Below are 18688 nucleotides of genomic sequence, written 5' to 3'. Positions count from 1 at the left end.
CCTTTGTGGACTTCCACCCCGCCGTTGTCGTAACCGGTCGCGAACCTATTAGACTGCGCTCACCGGCGCGGGAACGAAGGAGAACCACGTGGCTGAGATGACCGTCGAGCTTGTCGCCGTGGAACGCCGTCTCTGGTCCGGTCAGGCGACGTTCGTGGTCGCCCAGACCACCGAGGGTGAGATCGGCCTGATGCCGGGTCACGAACCGGTACTCGGCCAGCTCGTCGAGGGTGGCGTCGTCAAGGTGACGACCACGGACGGTGAGACCGTCCGCGCGGCCGTCCATGGCGGCTTCCTGTCCGTGACCGCCGAGCGGATCAGCATCCTGGCCGAGACGGCCGAGCTGGCCGACGAGATCGACGTCGAGGCCGCCCGGTCCGCGCTCGGCGGTGACGACGAGGCCGAGCGTGCCAGGGCCGCGGCCCAGCTGCGCGCGGCCGGTCAGTCGGTCTGATTCGGCGTCGAGCGGGAGCCGGCCGTGGAAATCGCCCTCGTTGTCCTGGTCGTCCTGCTCGGTCTTGCCGTCATCGCGGTCTGGTACGGCCTGCGGTGGGTCCGGATGCGCCGCAACGGTGGCGTGAGCGTCGCGCTGCGGTGGGATCCGGACAATGCCCGTGCGGGATGGCATCTCGGCATGGGCAGATACGAGGGTGAGGTGTTCGCCTGGTACCGGGTGTGGAGCCTGCGCAACCGCGCCGACCGGGTTTTCGAACGCGAGACGCTGATGATCGCCGACCGTCGCGATCCGATCGGCACCGAGGCTTACGCGGTGCCCTCGGACGCGACGGTTCTGCGTTGCGAGTCCGCCGAACGGGAGCCCATCGAGATCGCGATGGGCCCGGACGCCCTGACCGGCTTCCTGTCGTGGCTGGAGTCCGCCCCGCCCGGGCGCCAGGTGCCACGCGCTTCCTGACCCTGGGGCGCGCCTTCCGAGGTGCGCCTTTTCGTCGGCGCATCTTGATGCGTGCTCCTGATGCTATGATGCTTGGATGAGGACCACGGTCAATATCGAAGACGCGCTGCTGCGTGACGCGAAAGGTCTCGCGGCCCGCACCGGCAGGTCGCTGGGCTCGGTGGTCGAGGACGCGTTGCGGGTGCTGCTGGCCGAGCACGAGAAGGCGCAGCGGGCGGCGCCGGAGTTCGCGTTGCCCACGGACGGCTCGGGCGGACTGCGCCCCGGGGTGGACCTGGCGGACAAGGACGCGGTCGCTGCCCTGCTGGAGGACGAGCACGCCTGGGCCGATGCTGCTCGTTGACGTCAACGTGCTGGTCCAGGCGTTCCGGGCCGATCTTCCCCGGCACGATGAGTTCCGTGCCTGGCTGGAGTCGCGCCTCGTGGGTGCCGAGCCGGTCGCGATCAGTGAGCTGGTGCTGTCCGGGGTCGTCCGGCTGGTGACCAACCACCGAGTCTTCCGGGAGCCGAGTTCGCCCGAGAAGGCTTTCGGGTTCTGCGAGGCGGTCCGTCAGGCCCCGGCTGCGATCGCGGCTCGCCCGGGGCCGCGGCACTGGGACATCTTCGCCGGTCTGTGCCGCTCCGTGGGTGCACGGGCGAACCTCGTCCCGGACGCCTACCACGCCGCATTGGCCATCGAACTGGGCGCGACGTGGGTCAGCGACGACCTCGACTTCGCGAAGTTCCCCGGGCTGCGCTGGGCTCGGCCACTCGCCGAGCAGGTGGATACCGGGTCGGAATGAGGAACCGCCGCCCGGCAACGCGGGCAGGGGACCGACCTACCCGGACCTCCCCCGTTCCCAGCTCTCAGGCCTCCGCGCCGCCGGGCTGCCACAGCACGTCGCCGTCCGGGTTGGCCAGCCGGGCCAGGATGAAGAGCAGATCGGAGAGCCGGTTGAGGTACTTGACCGCCAGCGCGTTCGTGCGGTCCGGGTCCGCCTCGACCAGTGCCCAGCCTGCTCGTTCGGCGCGGCGGCTCACCGTGCGGGCCTGGTGCAGGAACGCGGCGCCGGGCGTGCCGCCGGGCAGGATGAACGACGTCAGCTTCGGCAGGCGCTCGTTGAACTCGTCGCACCAGCCTTCGAGCCGTTCGATGTAGGGCTCGGTGATGCGCAACGGAGGGAATTCGGGGTCGGGCACCACCGGAGCGCACAGGTCGGCGCCCACGTCGAACAAATCGTTCTGGACGCGGCGCAGCACCACCGCGATCTCCTCGGTCAGCCCGCCCATCGCGACGGCCAGCCCGACCACCGAGTTCGTCTCGTCGACGTCGGCGTAGGCGGCCAGCCGCGGGTCGGTCTTCGGCACCCGTGAGCCGTCCCCGAGCGCGGTCGTGCCGTTGTCGCCGACCCTGGTGTACACGCGGTTGATCCGTACGGGCATGCCCCGAACTCTACGACTGTTCGAACATCCGCATCGACTCCGGCGTTTCGAAACACACCGCCGGATCGACGCGCGCCCGCAGATCCCGCACCAGCGTCCGCCCGCCGCGCCAGTCGCCGGGCCGGACGGTGATCGCCCCGCCGTGCCCGCCGAACAGGTGCAGGATCGGCAGCCGGCCGTCGGTGTGCTCGATGCCGACGCCGGCGAGGTCGTCGAACCGGACGACCGCGGCGGGGGAGCCGTTCTGACCGAAGTAGGTGGACAAGCCGTCGTCGCCGACGACGAGCCGGTGCGCCCGCGGCGACGTCGACCCGACCAGCGCGCGCTTGACCTCACGCCCCGGCGGCGCGGGCAGCGGGCTGCCGGGCAGTTCCGGCAGGTCACGGGGCACATGCCGCTCCGGGGCGCACAGCACCAGCCGCCCGGCCAGGTCGCGTGCGGCCGCGGCGACCACCGCCGGATCGAGCCCGGCCAGCACCCGCCGCTGGTGCGCGGCGGCCGACGGCCAGCCGGTCAGCTCGCTCATCGCCGCGTCGAACGCCCGGTACTGCGCGAACTCCCGCTCCGCGACCTCCTCGGCGAGCCCGGCGCGGTCGGCTGCCAGCTCCTCACGGGTCGGCCCGCCACGGCCCAGCTCGGCCAGCTCCGCCCGGATCGCCTCGACGACCCGTCCGGCGTGCTTGTCCGGCACGTCGGTGCCGAATCCGAGGACGGCCCGTCGCGCATCGACGATCTGGTGGTCGAAGGCGACGTCGTAGACCAGACCTTCCAGATGCCGCAGCCGGTCGGTGAGCCGGTGGATGAGGACGCCTGCCGCGCACGCCATCTCCGCGGTCCATTCCACCAGCGCGCAGCCGACCACGCCGTTGGGGATGACCGCGTGCGCCGGGGTGGGCAGATCGAACGGCTCGGCGGCCACCGGCTGCCGGGGCGGGCCGTCCGGCAGGGGCAGCCGCAGCCCGGCCGGGGGCGGGCCGGACAGCACGAGGGCGGCGTTGCGGCGGTGGAACCAGCGCGCGCCCCACGCGTGCACCTGGGCCGGGCCGGCGTTGACGGCGGCGAGTTGGACGTTGCCGGTCAGGCCGAACGCGCGGTTGCCGAACCAGAGCGCGGAGGGCAGCCACGCGGTCACGCCAGGGCCCTGGCTGCCGCGTTCCTCGGCCAGCAGCACGCCGCGTTCCAGCTTGAGCGGCCCGGTGTCCAGGTGGGCCAGCGAGTCGCACACGCGGCGCAGGTGCTCGGCGACGGCCTCCGGGGTGCTGGTGACGTCGAAGCTCGTGTGGAGAACCTCGGTGGTGGCGTTGTTCTCGTACCGGCTGGTGCGCACGCCCCGCATCGCGAGGTGTTCGACGAGGTGCGTGATCCCGGTCTCCAGGAACGTCTCGCGGGCGAGTCCCACGCCGAACAGCAGGCTCGCGGTCAGCCTGCCGGGCTGGTCGGTCCAGAACACCGGGACGCCGTCGATCTCCGTCCGGTGCACCTCGGGCAGCGAGGGAGACGCCGGTGGAGTCAACATTTCGCTCAAGGTTCCCCCAGTCGAGTGGGACACACGGGCGCGTAATCGCCGCGAGAGCGCACAGTGTTTCACACGATAGTGCGAACTCCGTCGCCCTCTGTTATGTCCCGCCCCTCCGTTCGGGTGCCTGAACCGGCAGGCATGATGGCGCTCATGAGCGAGCACTTCGACGTGCACGGTGGTGCGCGGCTGGTGGGCGAGGTCGAGGTCGTCGGCGCCAAGAACAGTGTCCTGAAGCTGATGGCCGCCGCCCTGCTCGCCGAGGGCACCACCACCATCACCAACTGCCCGCAGATCCTCGACGTCCCGCTGATGGCGGACGTGCTGCGCAGTGTCGGGTGCGAGGTCGTGCTGGACGGCGACACCGCGAAGATCACCACCCCGTCCGAGCTGTCCCACCGCGCCGACTCGCCCGCGATGGGCAAGCTGCGCGCGTCGGTCTGCGTGCTCGGGCCGCTGGTCGGGCGGCTCAAGCGGGCCGTCGTCGCGCTGCCGGGCGGTGACGCGATCGGGTCGCGGCCGCTGGACATGCACCAGAACGGGCTGCGCGCGCTGGGCGCGACGAGCACGATCGAGCACGGCTGCGTCGTCGCCAAGGCCGACGAGCTCAAGGGCGCGCAGATCTGGCTGGACTTCCCGAGCGTCGGCGCGACCGAGAACATCCTGATGGCCGCGGTGCTGGCGCACGGCACGACGGTGATCGACAACGCCGCGCGCGAGCCGGAGATCGTCGACATCTGCGTGATGCTGAACCAGATGGGCGCCCAGATCGAGGGCGCGGGCACGTCGACGCTGACCGTGCACGGCGTGCCCGAGCTGCACCCGACCGAGCACCGCGTCATCGGTGACCGGATCGTGGGTGCGACCTGGGCCTTCGCGGCGGCGATGACGCGGGGCGACCTGACCGTCAAGGGCGTCAACCCGCACCACCTGGACCTGGTGCTGGAGAAGCTGCGCACCGCGGGCGCCGAGGTGACCACGTTCGACGAGAGCGGTTTCCGGGTCGTGCAGAACGACCAGCCGAAGGCCGTCGACTTCGTGACGCTGCCCTACCCGGGGTTCGCCACCGACCTGCAGCCATTCGCCGTCGCGCTGTCCGCGGTGTCCGAGGGCACCTCGATGATCACGGAGAACGTGTACGAGGCGCGGTTCCGGTTCATCGAGGAGATGGTCCGCCTGGGCGCCGACGCCCGTACCGACGGCCACCACGCGGTCGTCCGCGGGGTCGGCAGGCTGTCCAGCGCGCCGGTCTGGGCGTCCGACATCCGGGCCGGCGCGGGCCTGGTGCTGGCCGGCCTGTGCGCCGACGGCGTCACCGAGATCTGGGACGTCTTCCACATCGACCGCGGGTACCCGTACTTCGTCGAGAACCTGAACCGGCTGGGCGCGCGGGTGGAACGGGTCGTGGGCGCGGCGGAGCGCTGCTGAGCTTTCCCGGGTTCACCGAGGTCAAGGAACCTGTCGTTCGTGCTGGCCGAGGTGTGCCGCCCGGACGTGCCGCTGTTCAACCGGAGGCCGGACCCGGTGGTCTACGACGCGGCGCTGGACGGGGACGCCGTGCTCCGTTTGGAGCACTGCCTGCTGGTGGTCGAGGTGATGTCACCCGGCTCGATGACCGCGGACCGGATCGACAAACCCGGCGAGTACGCGGACGCGCGCATCCCGCACTTCTGGCGCATCGAGAACGTCAACGACGACCCACGGCTGATCCAGTTGTTCCGCTACCGCCTGGACCCGGAGGCGCGCGCCTACCGGTCGGCGGGGGCGGACACGGGCAAGGTGACGATCAGCGAGCCGATCGAGGTGACGTTCGACCTTGCCGAACTGCTCTGATCCGCGCCGCGGCAGAGCGCGTCCTTACTTCCCGGCGTTCCCCGAGGTCACGTAACCTGCAAGCAGGAACTCTCACGGTTGGGGGTCGGATGACCGCGTTGCCCGAGTGGATGGTGCTCCCGCCCGACGGCTTGACGGCGGCGGACTACGAAGCCCTTCCGGAAGAAGTGTGCCGCAGTCTGGAAATCGTCGACGGAGCCATTGTAGTGAACCCGGCCCCGCGTAGGGCGCACCAGATCTTCGCTCGTCGCCTCGCCAACGCGCTCGAGGACGCCGCGCCGGAGGAATGGGAGGTCGCGACCGACGTCGACCTTCGGCTGCGGGATGTGCCGCTCCTCAACCGCAGGCCGGACCTCGTCGTCTACGACGCATCTCTGGACGAGGACGCCGTGCTGCGGCCGGAGCACTGCGTCCTGGTCGTCGAGGTGATGTCGCCGGGGTCGATCACCGCGGACCAGACCGACAAGCCTGCCGAGTACGCACATGCCCGGATCCCGCACTTCTGGCGGGTGGAGGGCTTGGACCGTGGCGCCATCTCGCTGTTCCGCTACCGCCTCGACCCCACCACCGGCCTCTACGCGACTGACGGAGTGAACACCGGCAAGGTGACCGTCGCCGAGCCGTTCGCAGCCGGTATCGACCTCGCCGAGCTGCTCTGACTCACTCCACCGCCAGCCCGATCCCGAAGCCGACCAGCGCCGTGCCGGTCACGGCGTCCATCGTGCGGCGCACGCGGCGGCGGTTGAGCCAGGTCTTCGCCCAGCGGATCAGGAACAGCAGCGTCAGCTGCCACACCGTGCCCACCACCAGCACGGTGTAGGCCAGCAGCAGGGCCTCGCCGACACCGGTGGTCGCCGGGTCGAGGAACTGGGGCAGGACGGACAGGTAGAAGGCGATCACCTTCGGGTTGGTGATGTTGGACAGGAACCCTTCGCGGAACCGGCGGAAGTCGCCCGCCCGGTGCCGGTCCAGTGCGTCGAGCGCCTCGTAGTCGCCGCGTCGCGCGCCGCGCAGTGCCTGGAACCCCAGCCAGCACAGGTAGGCGACACCCGCCCAGCGCACGGTCTCGAACAGCGGCCGCACCTGCACGATCACGGTCCCCAGCCCGAGACCGACCGCGGTGGCCTGCACGAGGTTGCCCAGCGCGATGCCGGAGCAGGTGAACAGCCCCCCGCGCGCCCCACCGGACAGGGCGTTCTTGAGCACCACCATCGTGTCCGGCCCCGGCACCACCGCGATCAGCAGGGCAAAGACCAGATAGCTCACGTACAGGCTCCACGTCACACCCACGAGGCTAACTCGCGGCCCAGAATGAGTCAGGCGCCCAGTGACGTGCGTCCTTGTGGTGCTGCACAACAAGTTACCGCCGAGTACGCTCGGCATGTCGTCATCAGGAGGTGCACCGATGCCCTACCCCACGGATCGCGAACGGGACCGGCCCTGGGTGATGCGCACGTACGCGGGGCATTCGTCGGCCGCGGCGTCCAACGAGCTGTACCGCCGAAACCTCGCCAAGGGCCAGACCGGCCTTTCGGTCGCCTTCGATCTGCCCACCCAGACCGGCTACGACCCGGACCACCCGCTGTCCAAGGGTGAGGTCGGCAAGGTCGGCGTGCCCGTCTCGCACATCGGCGACATGCGCCGCCTCTTCGACGGCATCCCGCTGGCCGAGGCCAACACCTCGATGACGATCAACGCGCCGGCCATGTGGCTGCTCGCGCTCTACGTCACCGTCGCGCGGGAGCAGGCCGACGCCGAGGGCCGCGACCGCGACGAGGTGCTCGCCAAGCTCACCGGCACCACCCAGAACGACATCATCAAGGAGTACCTCTCCCGCGGGACCTACATCTTCCCGCCCGCGCCGAGTCTGCGGCTGATCACGGATGTGATCGCGTGGACGGTGCACCACATCCCGAAGTGGAACCCGATCAACATCTGCAGCTATCACCTGCAGGAGGCGGGCGCGACGCCGACGCAGGAGGTCGCCTACGCGTTGTCCACCGCCATCGCGGTGCTCGACGCGGTCCGGGACTCCGGTCAGGTCGAGCCCGCGGACATGGCGAAGGTCGTCGGCCGGATCTCGTTCTTCGTCAACGCCGGTGTGCGGTTCGTCGAAGAAATGTGCAAGATGCGGGCGTTCGGTCGTCTCTGGGACGAGATCACGCGGGAACGCTACGGCGTCGAGGACCCGAAGGCGCGTCGCCTGCGTTACGGCGTGCAGGTCAACTCGCTGGGGCTGACCGAGGCGCAGCCGGAGAACAACGCCCAGCGGATCGTGCTGGAGATGCTCGGCGTGGCCCTCTCGCGCGACGCCCGTGCGCGCGCGATCCAGCTGCCTGCCTGGAACGAGGCACTGGGCCTGCCGCGGCCGTGGGACCAGCAGTGGGCGCTGCGCATGCAGCAGGTGCTCGCCTACGAGACGGACCTGCTGGAATACGAGGACATCTTCGCCGGATCGCACGTCATCGAGTCCAAAGTGGACGAGATTGTGACCGGTGCGCGCGCGGAGATCGAGCAGGTGCAGGACTTCGGCGGTGCCGTGGCCGCGGTGGAAAGCGGTTACATGAAGTCGCAGCTGGTTGCGTCGCTGGCCGACTACCGGCGCGACATGGAGTCCGGCGGACGGGTCATCGTCGGGGTCAACAAGTTCGACACCACCGAGCCCAGCCCGTTGCAGGCCGAGGGCGCCAAGGCGATCGAAACCGTCGACCCGGCGGTGGAGAAGCAGGCGATCAGCGCGCTCGAAGAATGGCGGTCCCGTCGCGACCAGAAAGCCGTCGACGAGTCGCTGGCGCGGCTGCGTGAGGCGGCGAAGACGTCGGAGAACTTGTTCGAGGCGACACTGGCTTGCGTGACCGCGGGCGTGACCACCGGCGAGTGGGCGGGCGCGCTGCGCGAGGCGTTCGGCGAGTACCGGGCGCCGACGGGCGTGTCCGCGGCAGCCATGTCCGGCGACGCCCGCGAGTTGTCCCGCGTGCGCGACCGCGTGCGGTCCACCGGTGAGGAACTGGGCGAACGGTTGCGCATCCTGGTCGGCAAACCGGGGCTGGACGGGCATTCCAACGGCGCCGAACAGGTCGCGGTCCGCGCGCGGGACGTCGGGTTCGAGGTCGTCTACCAGGGCATCCGGCTGACACCGGAACAGATCGTCGCGGCCGCGGTGCAGGAGGGCGTGCACGTCGTCGGTCTGTCGGTGCTTTCCGGTTCACACCTGGAGGTCGTGCCGCAGGTGGTCGACGGGCTGCGAGCGGCGGGAGCCGGTGACATCCCGGTGATCGTCGGCGGCATCATTCCGCCCGACGACGCCCGGTTACTCACCGAACGCGGCATCGCTCGCGTGTTCACCCCGAAGGACTACGAACTCACGGAAATCATGGACGAGATCGTCTCGGTGGTGCGGGAGCGTCACGAGTTGTCGCAGGACTGAGCCAGTTCTGTCACTTTCCGTATTCACTGTCCACACAGAAGGTCGATCTCTTTCCCATAACAGCGAGTGGTGATCTCGTCGCATCTTCGGGTGAACCGCCTACGTTCGGTTAACCACCTGAACCGAACAAGGGGTGCGAAGATGACGCACGGACAATGGACGCGACGGGACTTCTTCCGGACGTCGGCGGTCGTGGGCGCCGCGGCGGTGGCGGGACCAGCCTTGCTGGCAGCCTGCCAGAGCACGGAAAGCGGGGACACCCTCGAAGCGGCGCGCAGTGCCAAGACGATCAAGATCGGCATCGCCAACGAGTCTCCGTACGGGTTCGCGGACGCGTCCGGCACCACCACCGGTGAGGCGCCCGAGGTGGCTCGCGCGGTGTTCAAGGGTCTGGGGATCGACACGGTGCAGGCGAGCGTGGTCCCGTTCGACCAGCTCATCCCGGCCCTCAACGCCAAGCAGTTCGATGTGGTGGCCGCGGGCATGAACATCACCTCCGCCCGCTGCAACGCCGCGCTGTTCTCCGACCCCGACTACTCGGCGCTGACCGCGTTGCTGGTGCCCGCGGGGAACCCGCAGGGCATCAACACGCTCGCCGACGTCGCCGCCAAGAAGGTCAAGGTCGCCGTGCTCTCCGCCGCCGTGGAGAAGGGTTTCGCCACCTCCGCCGGTGTCGCCGAGGACCAGATCGAGACGCTGGACACGCAGGACAACCTGCTGCGGTCGGTGACGGCCGGGCGCGTGTACTGCGCCGCGCTGACCGACATCTCGTTGAAGTGGCTGGTGAAGCAGAACCCGAACTCCGGTGTCGAGGTGACCCCCGGCTTCCAGCCGATGGAGAACGGCCAGCTGGTGGAGACCGCGGGCGGATTCGTGTTCCGCAAGGACGACACGTCCCTGCGGGACGCCTTCAACCAGCAGTTGAAGACGTTGCACGACAACGGGGAGTGGCTGCGGATCGCGTCTCCGTTCGGGTTCGACCAGAGCAACCTGCCGAAGGCCGACCTGACGACCGACAAGCTCTGCGCGGCCTGACGACAGGTTCCGGGGGCGCGTCGTGTCCGACTCGACATCCAACATCATCTCGACCATCCTCAGTGGACTCGGAACCACGGTGTACGCGACGGTCGGCGGTATCGCGCTGACCATCGCGCTGTCCTTCATCGCCGGGCTCGCGATGCTGTCGCGGTCCCGGACGGTGCGGTTCATCAGCCGGATCTACGTCGAAGGCTTCCGCGGGACGTCCGAAGTGGTCCAGCTGTTCTGGATCTTCTTCGTCCTGCCCGCGCTGGTGGGGTTCAAGCTGGTCCCGCTGTTCGCCGGCATCATCGTGCTGGGCCTGAACCACGGCGCCTACGGCGCGGAGATCGTGCGTGGCGCGGTGCAGTCCGTGCCGCGTGCGCAACGGGAAGGTGCGCTGGCGCTGTCGTTCAGCCCCGCGCAGCGCATGTTCCGCGTGATCCTGCCGCAGGCGGTGGTGGAAATGCTGCCGTCGTTCAACAACCTCTTCATCCAGTTGATGAAGAGCACCGCGTTGCTGTACTTCATCTCGGCCGGGGAGATCACCGAAAAGGGCGAGCTGCTGCGACCGGTGTACGGCAGCCAGCTGGTGCTGATCTACGGCGTCGAGCTGGTGTGTTACCTGCTGATCGCGCTGGTGATCACGTTCGGCATGCGGTTGCTGGAACGTGTGCTGGCCAGGCGGCTCGGGCGTGAGGTGCCGAAGCGGCAGAGCGCGTGGGCGCGGGCGGGGGCGAACGCCTGATGGAGTGGAGCTGGGAGTACTTCTGGGATTCCGTCCCGCTGCTGCTGGAGGGTCTGCTCGTCACCGTCGAGCTGACGGTGCTCGGCTCGTTGCTGGCCTACGTGCTGGGCTTGGTGTTCGCCTTGGTGCGGCGGGCGCGGATTCCGGTCGTGAGCCAGTTGATGTACCTGTTCATCGAGTTGGTGCGCAGCACGCCCCTGCTCATCCAGGTGTTCGTCATCTTCTACCTGCTGTGGCCGGCGCTGGATATCCGGCCATCGGCGTTCCTGACCGGCGTGATCGCCCTCGGGATCCATTACGGAACCTATACCGCCGAGGTGTACCGAGCGGGTATCGAGGCGATCCCGAAGGGACAGTGGGAGGCCGCGACGGCGCTGAGCATACCGCGTTCGCGGGTGTGGACGGGCATCATCCTGCCGCAGGCGGTGCCCCGGGTGACGCCCGCGCTGGGCAACTACATGATCTCGATGTTCAAAGAAACTCCGTTGCTGATCAGCATCGGCATCTTCGAGGTGCTGAACCAGGCCAAGGAACAGGGTGCGGAGACGTTCCAGGTGCTTGAGCCCTACACCCTGGCGGGCATCCTGTTCCTGCTGATCAGTTTCCCGTCGTCGATCCTGGTACGAAGGTTGGAACGCCGTGTCGGACAGCTCTGAGATGATCAGGTTCGAGGGGGTCGTCAAGAAGTTCGGCGACCACGTCGTGTTGCGGGAGCTGGACTTCAGCGTCAAGCCGGGCGAGTTCGTCACGCTGATCGGCCCGAGCGGTTCGGGCAAGACGACGATCCTGCGGCTGCTGATGACGCTGGAGCAGGTGAACGCGGGCCGGATCTACGTGGACGGCGAATGCCTGTCGCATGTGGACCGTGGCGGGAAGATGGCGCCCGCGAACGAGAAGCACCAGCGGCGCATGCGCAAGCGGATCGGCATGGTGTTCCAGCAGTTCAACCTGTTCCCGAACATGAAGGTGCTGCAGAACATCACCGAGGCCCCGATCCGCGCGCTGGGCCTGCCCCGCGCCGAGGCCGAAGAGCGGGGCCGTGAGCTGCTGGACATGGTCGGGCTGGGCGAGAAGGCGGACGCCCACCCGTCCCAGCTCTCCGGCGGGCAGCAGCAACGGGTCGCGATCGCCCGCGCACTCGCGATGCGGCCCGAGGTGCTGCTCCTGGACGAGGTCACCTCCGCACTGGACCCGGAACTGGTGGCCGGCGTCTTGAAGGTGCTCAAGGAGATCGCCGCCACCACGGACATCACGTTCCTCTGCGTCACACACGAAATGCAGTTCGCCAGGGACGTCTCCGATCGCGTCCTGATGTTCGACCAGGGTCAGATCATCGAGGACGCGGCGCCGGAGAAGCTCTTCACCGACCCGGACCACCAACGGACACGGGAGTTCCTGCAGGCGGTACTGGACCGGGGCTGAGGCGCCGGCGAGCGGCACTGCCCCAAAACGAGACGGGATGACCACCCAGCGACCACCTCGCCAAGGTGAGCCGGACTGCAAAACCCCTGGTCATCCCGGAGCCAGCCCGTCCGGCGAGGACTCTTTTGATCTTTGAACCCGCGCTTCGCACGGCGAAAAGACAGGCGCTGCGCGCAAAAGAACCCTGGCCTGGGTTGTCCCCCCGAGCCGTGAGTGTCTAACGGTCGAGACACCGCGTCAAGCCGGGAAAGCGTGGCTTGACCCGGTGTCTCGACCGTTAGGGCGGCTTTGTATCGGGGGCGGGGAGGGTGTGGGTGAGGTGGTGGTTCCGTTGTGCGTCAGGCTGCCGGTTTAGGGCGTGGGTGCCGGTGCCGGGGTGCGGGGTCCGCTGAGTGGGACTCGCGCGCGGGAAGGGAGGACTCGCGGGTGGGTTGACCGGGTGCGTCTCTCTGGGCATACTCCTGTTCGTCAGACGTGCAGCTGTACGTCAGGCGTACACAAGGGAGACGAAGATGTCGGCCGGATCGTTCTTGCGCACCGCCTTCACCACGAAGCTCTACGTGACCGTCCTGGTGGCGATCGTCCTGGGAGCGGCACTGGGGTTCGTCGCGCCCGGGGTGGGCGCGGCGCTGCAACCCGTGGGCACCGGGTTCATCGAGCTCATCCAGATGCTCATCGCTCCGGTGGTGTTCTGCACGATCGTCACCGGCATCGCGTCGGCCGGTGAACTGACCAGTGTGGGGCGCATCGGCGTGAAGGCGCTGGTGTACTTCGAGGTCCTGACCACGATCGCGCTGATCGTGGGGCTCATCGTGATGGACGTGTTCAACCCGGGCGGCGGCATCCACGCCGACCCGTCCACGCTGCACCTGTCCGGCAGTGCCCAGGAGTACGCGCAGACCGGCGAAACCCAGCACTGGTACGACTTCCTGATCAACATCATTCCCGACACCGTGGTCAGCGCGTTCACCGGTGGCAACGTCCTTCAGGTGCTGCTGGTGTCGATCCTGTTCGCCGTCGCGGTCAAGGCGCTGGGCGAACGGGGCGCGCCCGTCATCCGCGGCATCGAGCGGATCGGTGAAGTGGTGTTCGGGATCGTCAAGCTCATCATGTACCTGGCGCCCGTCGGGGCGTTCGCGGCGATGGCCTACACCACCGGGAAGTTCGGCGCGTCCACGTTGGCCAGCCTCGGCGGTGTCGTGCTGCTGTTCTGGGGGACCGGGATCGCGTTCTGCCTGCTGGTGTTCGGGGCGGTGGCCCGCCTCTGCGGCATCCGCATCCTCAAACTTTACCGTTACTTCAAGGACGAGCTGCTGATCACGCTGGGCACGGCGAACTACGAAGTCGTGATGCCGCAGCTGATGCGCAAGCTGGAACACCTCGGTTGTCCGAAGAGGATCGTCGGACTCGTGGTGCCGTCGGGGTATGCCTTCAACGGCGACGGCGTGTGCCTCTACCTCGGTTTCGCCTCGCTCTACATCGCCGAGGCGTTCGACGTGAACCTGACCATCTGGCAGCAGGTCGGCCTGCTCGCCGTCTTCATGATCACTTCGAAGGGCAGCGCGGGCGTGGCGGGCGCCGGGTTCGTCATCCTCGCCGCGACCCTGTCCACCACGGGCGTCGTCCCGGTCGCCGGGATCATGCTGGTCCTGGGCATCGACCGGTTCCTCTCCACCATGCGCGGACTGGTCAGTCTGTGCGGCCAGATGCTGGGCAGCATCGTCGTCAGCCGCTGGGAGGGCGTCTTCGACCGCGACCGCGCGCGACGGGTCCTCAACGGTCAGGGACCGATCGCCGAACCTGTTGCAGTGCACTAGAAGGGAAACACATGGCAAGGCTGGAGTACGTGGACTCGGGCAGCGAGATCGCCGACCGGATCCGCGCGCGCCGCGGGGGGCGCCTGAGGCCGCTGGACGGCATGCTGTTGCACAGCCCGCCGTTCGCCGACGGCTGGAACAGCCTGCTGGGCGCCATCCGCGGACAGGGCGAGCTATCCGGTGACCTGCGTGAACTGGCGGTGCTGCGCGTCGCCGAGCTGAACGGTGCCGAGTACGAATGGGCGGCTCACGAACCGGTCGCCAAGGAGGAGGGCATGACGGTCGAGCAGATCGCGGCCCTGCGCGACGGCGGCGACCGCGGCGTGCTGACCGAGCGGCAGCGCGTCGTCCTCGACTACACCGATGCGATGACCGGGCAGGTCACCGTTCCGGACGAGCTGTTCGCGGCGCTGCACGAGCACCTCGACCCGCGCGAGATCGTGGAGCTGACCGTCACCGTCGCCGCCTACAACATGGTGTCGCGGTTCCTCGTCGCACTGGAAGTCGGATCGTGACCGGGCGGCTCGACGGCAAGGTCGCGATCGTCACCGGCGCGGGCAGCGTCGGCCCCGGATGGGGCAACGGCAGGGCCGCCGCCGTGCTGTTCGCCCGCGAAGGCGCGAAGATCTTCGCCGTGGACCTGAAAGAGGAGGCACTGGCGGAAACCGTCCGGACCGTCGAGTCCGAGGGCGGCACGATCCGCACCCACCTGTGCGACGTGACCGACAGCGCGGCGGTGACGACGATGGTCGAGGCGTGCCGGACCGGGTTCGGGCGTGTGGACGTGCTGGTCAACAACGTCGGCGGCTCGCGCAAGGGCGGGCCCGTGGAACTGGCTGAACAGGACTGGCACAGTCAGCTGGACTACAACCTGACCAGCGTGTTCCTCACCTGCAAACACGTCATCCCGGTGATGAAGGCCCAGGGTGGGGGCGCGATCGTCAACACCGCTTCCACGTCCGGCACCCGCTGGACCGGCTCCGCCCAGGCCGGATACGCCTCGGCGAAGGCCGGGGTGATCCAGCTGTCCAAGGTGATCGCCGTGCAGCACGCGCCGGACGGCATCCGCGTCAACACCGTGGTGCCGGGTCAACTCCACACCCCGATGGTCGAGGCGCGCCTGGCCGGGCAACGCGCGGGCGGTGACGTGGACGCGCTGCTGGCCCAGCGTCAGGCACGCATTCCGCTGGGCTTCGCGGGCGACGGCCGTGACACCGCGTACGCCGCGTTGTTCCTGGCCTCCGACGAAGCACGCTTCGTCACCGGTACCGAAATCGTCGTCGATGGCGGGATGACCGCGAGGTGTGACTGATGACCGACCCCCGCAACCCCGGCCCGGACCCGAACCCGCACGCACCCGCCGTCGCGTTGCCCTCCGGCGCGTGCGACGCGCACTGCCACATCTTCGGGCCGACCGCGAAGTTCCCCTACGCGCCGGAGCGCACCTTCACACCGCCCGAGGTGCCGAAGGAGGACCTGCTGGCGCTGCACCGGCTACTCGGCCTCGACCGCGCGGTGATCGTGCAGTCCGCCTGTCACGGCACCGATCACGCGGCGCTGCTCGACGCGCTCGATGCCGGCGAGGGCCGGTATCGCGGGGTCGCGCTGATCCGGCCGACCACGCCCGTGGACGAGGTGAAACGCCTGCATGAGGCCGGTGTCCGTGGCGCCCGCCTGCACTTCACCCCGCACCTCGGGCCGGCGCCGACGCAGGAGACCATCGACGCCGTCGTCGGGCTGATCCGGCCGTTCGGGTGGCACATCGCGCTGCACGTCGCGGGTAACGGTATCGCCGAGCACGCGGACCTGGTGCGGTCGCTGGGCGTGCGGGTGGTGATCGACCACATGGCCCGCGTCGACCTGCGGCAGGGGCTGAACAGCGAGGCGGTCCAGAGCTTGTTGCGGCTGCTGGACGACGGCGACGTGTGGGTGAAGCTCAGCGGCGCGGACCGGATCGCGACGGCGCCGCCCAGCTGGGCCGACTCCGCCGCGCTGGCGCGGCTGCTGGCCACCGAGGCGCCGGAGCGCGTGGTGTGGGGGACCGATTTTCCGCACCCGAACACCGATTTCGTGCCCAACGACGGCGACCTGGCCGATCTGATCGCGGAGATCACGCCCGATCCGGAGGCGCTGCTCGTCACCAACCCCACGCGGTGCTTCTTCACGGAGGACTAATGCAGGCCCTCGATGTCGCGGCTGATGGCCGCCGCGGTTTCCAGCAGGCGGGGCACGAACCGCTCGCGCAGTTCGTCGAGCGAGACGCGGGCCGCGTTGACCGACACGTTCAGCGCGGCCAGCGTGCGTCCGCCCGCACCGCGCACGGGCGCCGCGGCGGAGCGGATGCCCTCCTCGCGCTCACCGTCGACCACGGCGTAGCCCCGCTCCACGACCCGGTTCAGCTCCGCGCGCAGCTGGGCGGGATCGGTGATGGTGTTGGGGGTCAGCTTCCGCAGCTCGGTGCGGTCCAGATAGGACGCGAGCTCGGTCTCGGGCAATGCGGCGAGCAGTACCCGTCCCATCGACGTCGGGTAGGCGGGCAGGCGCGAGCCGACGTTGAGCGTGATGGTCATGGACCGGGACGCGGGCACGCGCACCACGTAGACGATCTCGGATCCGTCCAAAGTGGCCATCGAGCAGGATTCGCGAAGCTCGTCGGCCAGCGTGCGCATGTGCGGCTGGGCGTGTTCCCAGAACGGCAACGCGGCCAGGTAGCCGTAGCCCAGCCGCAGGACACCCGCGGTGAGGCGGAAGCGGCGATCGTCGACCTCGGCGAACCCGAGGCGTTCCAGGGTCAGCAGGATGCGGCGCGCGGTGGCGCGGGTGAACCCGGTGGCCGCGGCCGCCTCGCTCACCGTCATCGCCGGGTGGTCCGCGGAAAACGCCTGCAGCAGCCGGAAGGCTTTCTCCACCGAGTCGATGACGTCGGGGTCCTCTCTCGACACTGCCGCTCCTCGCCGTGGTCGCCGCTTCACGGAAACGGTACCCGAGCGCGGGGGAGGAGTCGCGGATGACGGAGGGACTGCTGTACGTGCTGTCCGAGCCGGGCGGCGTCGCGGAGGAGGAGTTCCACGACTGGTACGACACCGAGCACGCCCCCGCGCGCGTCCGGGTGCCCCGGATCCACAGCGGTCACCGGTACCGGGCGCTCGACGGCGCGCGCCCGTCGTGGCTGGCCTGGTACGAGCTGGACCTCGCGGCGCTGACGAGCCCGGAGTACGACATCGTGCGACGACGGAGCCCGCGTGAGCAGTCGGTCGTCTCGCGACTGGAGACGCTGGACCGGCGGGTGTACGAGCTGACCGATTCGTGGGGTTCGGTCGAGGGGCCCGCCCCGGTGGTGGTGTCGGTGGCGTTGTCCGGTGACGCGGACGCGCTGGGCGAGTGGTACCGCGACGAGCACGCCCCGCTCCTGCTCGGCCTGCCCGGCTGGCACCGGATCAGGCGCTACCGTCGGGTCGAGGGTTCCGGCCCGGACGTACTGGCCTTCCACGAGATCGCGGGCGTGGACCTCTTCGACGATCCGCTCTACCTGCACGCGACCAGCACGCCGTGGCGGGAGCGGGTGATGGGCACGGTCACCGCGCGGGAGCGGCGGGTCTTCGGGTTCCACAACACCGCTCGTGGCAGGTAGCGTCGGTGGCATGGCCGAGTACGAGCACATCCTGGTCAAACGCGACGACGCGACGGTCACGATCACGATGAACCGTGCCGCGCGGAGAAACTCCCTGTCCGAGGCTCATCTCGCCGAGCTGCTGTCCGCGTTCGAGGAGACGGCCGAAACCGACGCGACGGGCGTCGTGCTGGCCGGCGCCGGTCCGGTGTTCTCGGCGGGCCACGATTTCGGTGATGTGGCGGCCCGTGACCACGCCGGTGTCCGTCGGCTGCTGGAGCTGTGCACGCGGTTGATGCGGACGATGGAGTCGGTGCCCCAGGTGGTGATCGCGCGGGTGCACGGACTGGCCACCGCGGCGGGCTGCCAGCTCGTCGCCTCATGTGATCTGGCTGTGGCGGCATCTTCGGCCGGTTTCGCGTTGCCCGGCGGCAAGGGTGGCTGGTTCTGCCACACCCCCGCCGTGCCGGTGGCGCGGGCCGTGGGCCGCAAACGGCTGATGGAACTGGCCCTGACCGGAGACGTCATCGACGCCGACACGGCATTGGCCTGGGGACTGGTCAACCGAGTCGTCCCGGACGCCGACCTGGACACGGCGGTCTCGGATCTGCTCGCCCGCGCCACCCGGGGCAGCAGGGCCAGCAAGGCACTCGGCAAGCAAACCCTGTATGCCCAGCTGGACCGCCCCGAGGCCGACGCCTATGCGATCGCGGTCGAGGTGATGGCGGCTGCCTCCCAGACCCCCGCGGCCAAGGAAGGCATGGCCTCGTTCCTGGAGAAGCGCAAACCAGAGTGGCCACACTAGGCGAGCGCCAGCGAGCTGCCGTACCCCAGAGCTGGGTGGTTATCCCGTCGCCTGAAACCGGACGATCACCTCAAGATGATATGCCCAAACAGAAGGCGACGGGATGACCGCACAGCGACCACCCTGCCAAGGTGAGGCGGCCTCGAAAACTCCTGGTC

General features: G+C 69.1%; 22 protein-coding genes. 18 read left to right on the top strand and 4 right to left on the bottom strand.

What is annotated here, in order from left to right; genetic code table 11:
* The first annotated feature begins 88 nt into the window (after nt 1-88).
* The 4 genes from HNR02_RS02385 (at nt 89) to HNR02_RS02370 (ending at nt 1695) form a co-directional block, all read left to right on the top strand.
* On the top strand, nt 89-454 hold the full coding sequence (locus HNR02_RS02385) for a F0F1 ATP synthase subunit epsilon (protein ID WP_179771588.1): 366 nt from the start codon (nt 89-91) through the stop codon (nt 452-454).
* 24 nt (nt 455-478) lie between these two features.
* Nucleotides 479-913, top strand: a complete 435-nt coding sequence (locus HNR02_RS02380) for a DUF2550 domain-containing protein (RefSeq protein ID WP_179771587.1) — start codon at nt 479-481, stop codon at nt 911-913.
* A gap of 76 nt (nt 914-989) precedes the next feature.
* A complete protein-coding gene (locus HNR02_RS02375; protein WP_179771586.1) occupies nt 990-1256 on the top strand; it encodes a DUF2191 domain-containing protein in 267 nt (88 codons plus the stop codon).
* Entirely contained in the window at nt 1243-1695 is a 453-nt protein-coding gene (locus HNR02_RS02370) for a type II toxin-antitoxin system VapC family toxin (protein WP_179771585.1), read from the top strand. Before HNR02_RS02375 ends, HNR02_RS02370 begins: the two co-directional genes overlap by 14 nt.
* 64 nt (nt 1696-1759) lie before the next feature.
* On the opposite strand, the gene HNR02_RS02365 is transcribed toward HNR02_RS02370, so the two are convergent.
* Nucleotides 1760-2335, bottom strand: coding sequence for a cob(I)yrinic acid a,c-diamide adenosyltransferase (locus HNR02_RS02365; RefSeq protein WP_179771584.1), 576 nt, complete (start codon nt 2333-2335; stop codon nt 1760-1762).
* Between the two features lie 10 nt (nt 2336-2345).
* Nucleotides 2346-3851, bottom strand: coding sequence for a M16 family metallopeptidase (locus HNR02_RS02360; RefSeq protein ID WP_179771583.1), 1506 nt, complete (start codon nt 3849-3851; stop codon nt 2346-2348).
* A 153-nt stretch (nt 3852-4004) separates the two neighbouring features.
* On the opposite strand from HNR02_RS02360, the gene murA reads away from it, so the two are divergent.
* From murA to HNR02_RS02345, 3 genes are all read left to right on the top strand, one after another.
* The gene (murA, locus tag HNR02_RS02355) at nt 4005-5279 is read left to right on the top strand and encodes a UDP-N-acetylglucosamine 1-carboxyvinyltransferase (RefSeq protein ID WP_179771582.1); all 1275 of its coding nucleotides are present in this window, start codon (nt 4005-4007) and stop codon (nt 5277-5279) included.
* 39 nt (nt 5280-5318) lie between these two features.
* The gene (locus tag HNR02_RS02350; RefSeq protein WP_312860880.1) at nt 5319-5684 is read left to right on the top strand and encodes a Uma2 family endonuclease; all 366 of its coding nucleotides are present in this window, start codon (nt 5319-5321) and stop codon (nt 5682-5684) included.
* Nucleotides 5685-5773: 89 nt separating this feature from the next.
* The gene (locus HNR02_RS02345; RefSeq protein ID WP_179771581.1) at nt 5774-6343 is read left to right on the top strand and encodes a Uma2 family endonuclease; all 570 of its coding nucleotides are present in this window, start codon (nt 5774-5776) and stop codon (nt 6341-6343) included.
* Nucleotide 6344: 1 nt separating this feature from the next.
* On the opposite strand, the gene HNR02_RS02340 is transcribed toward HNR02_RS02345, so the two are convergent.
* On the bottom strand, nt 6345-6974 hold the full coding sequence (locus HNR02_RS02340) for a LysE family translocator (RefSeq protein ID WP_179771580.1): 630 nt from the start codon (nt 6972-6974) through the stop codon (nt 6345-6347).
* Between the two features lie 115 nt (nt 6975-7089).
* Here HNR02_RS02340 and HNR02_RS02335 point away from each other — a divergent pair, with 115 nt between their 5' ends.
* The 9 genes from HNR02_RS02335 (at nt 7090) to HNR02_RS02295 (ending at nt 16290) form a co-directional block, all read left to right on the top strand.
* The gene (locus HNR02_RS02335) at nt 7090-9111 is read left to right on the top strand and encodes an ethylmalonyl-CoA mutase (protein WP_179771579.1); all 2022 of its coding nucleotides are present in this window, start codon (nt 7090-7092) and stop codon (nt 9109-9111) included.
* Between the two features lie 141 nt (nt 9112-9252).
* Nucleotides 9253-10146 carry an ectoine/hydroxyectoine ABC transporter substrate-binding protein EhuB gene (gene ehuB / locus HNR02_RS02330; RefSeq protein WP_179771578.1) on the top strand — a complete coding sequence of 298 codons (894 nt, stop codon included), beginning with the start codon at nt 9253-9255 and terminating at the stop codon, nt 10144-10146.
* A 22-nt stretch (nt 10147-10168) separates the two neighbouring features.
* Nucleotides 10169-10876: an ectoine/hydroxyectoine ABC transporter permease subunit EhuC gene (gene ehuC, locus HNR02_RS02325; protein ID WP_179771577.1), complete on the top strand. Its 708-nt coding sequence runs from the start codon at nt 10169-10171 to the stop codon at nt 10874-10876.
* Entirely contained in the window at nt 10876-11532 is a 657-nt protein-coding gene (gene ehuD, locus HNR02_RS02320) for an ectoine/hydroxyectoine ABC transporter permease subunit EhuD (protein ID WP_179775660.1), read from the top strand. Before ehuC ends, ehuD begins: the two co-directional genes overlap by 1 nt.
* A 1-nt stretch (nt 11533) precedes the next feature.
* A complete protein-coding gene (gene ehuA, locus HNR02_RS02315) occupies nt 11534-12298 on the top strand; it encodes an ectoine/hydroxyectoine ABC transporter ATP-binding protein EhuA (RefSeq protein WP_179775659.1) in 765 nt (254 codons plus the stop codon).
* Nucleotides 12299-12810: 512 nt separating this feature from the next.
* A complete protein-coding gene (locus HNR02_RS02310) occupies nt 12811-14115 on the top strand; it encodes a cation:dicarboxylate symporter family transporter (RefSeq protein ID WP_179771576.1) in 1305 nt (434 codons plus the stop codon).
* 11 nt (nt 14116-14126) lie between these two features.
* Nucleotides 14127-14630 (top strand): carboxymuconolactone decarboxylase family protein, encoded by a 504-nt coding sequence (locus HNR02_RS02305; RefSeq protein WP_179771575.1) that lies wholly within the window; start codon nt 14127-14129, stop codon nt 14628-14630.
* The gene (locus tag HNR02_RS02300; protein WP_179771574.1) at nt 14627-15427 is read left to right on the top strand and encodes an SDR family NAD(P)-dependent oxidoreductase; all 801 of its coding nucleotides are present in this window, start codon (nt 14627-14629) and stop codon (nt 15425-15427) included. The genes HNR02_RS02305 and HNR02_RS02300 overlap by 4 nt, the downstream gene beginning before the upstream one ends.
* On the top strand, nt 15427-16290 hold the full coding sequence (locus tag HNR02_RS02295; protein WP_179771573.1) for an amidohydrolase family protein: 864 nt from the start codon (nt 15427-15429) through the stop codon (nt 16288-16290). Before HNR02_RS02300 ends, HNR02_RS02295 begins: the two co-directional genes overlap by 1 nt.
* Here HNR02_RS02295 and HNR02_RS02290 read toward each other — a convergent pair.
* Complete coding sequence (locus HNR02_RS02290; protein WP_179771572.1) at nt 16287-17057, bottom strand: IclR family transcriptional regulator domain-containing protein; 771 nt, start codon at nt 17055-17057, stop codon at nt 16287-16289. The genes HNR02_RS02295 and HNR02_RS02290 overlap by 4 nt on opposite strands.
* 65 nt (nt 17058-17122) lie before the next feature.
* Here HNR02_RS02290 and HNR02_RS02285 point away from each other — a divergent pair, with 65 nt between their 5' ends.
* Complete coding sequence (locus HNR02_RS02285; RefSeq protein ID WP_179771571.1) at nt 17123-17746, top strand: hypothetical protein; 624 nt, start codon at nt 17123-17125, stop codon at nt 17744-17746.
* Between the two features lie 10 nt (nt 17747-17756).
* Nucleotides 17757-18530, top strand: a complete 774-nt coding sequence (locus tag HNR02_RS02280) for an enoyl-CoA hydratase-related protein (protein WP_179771570.1) — start codon at nt 17757-17759, stop codon at nt 18528-18530.
* Nucleotides 18531-18688 lie beyond the last annotated feature (158 nt).

It is taken from the genome of Amycolatopsis endophytica (assembly GCF_013410405.1).
In the GTDB taxonomy this organism is placed as follows: domain Bacteria; phylum Actinomycetota; class Actinomycetes; order Mycobacteriales; family Pseudonocardiaceae; genus Amycolatopsis_E; species Amycolatopsis_E endophytica.
This window is presented reverse-complemented; position numbering and strand designations above follow the sequence as displayed.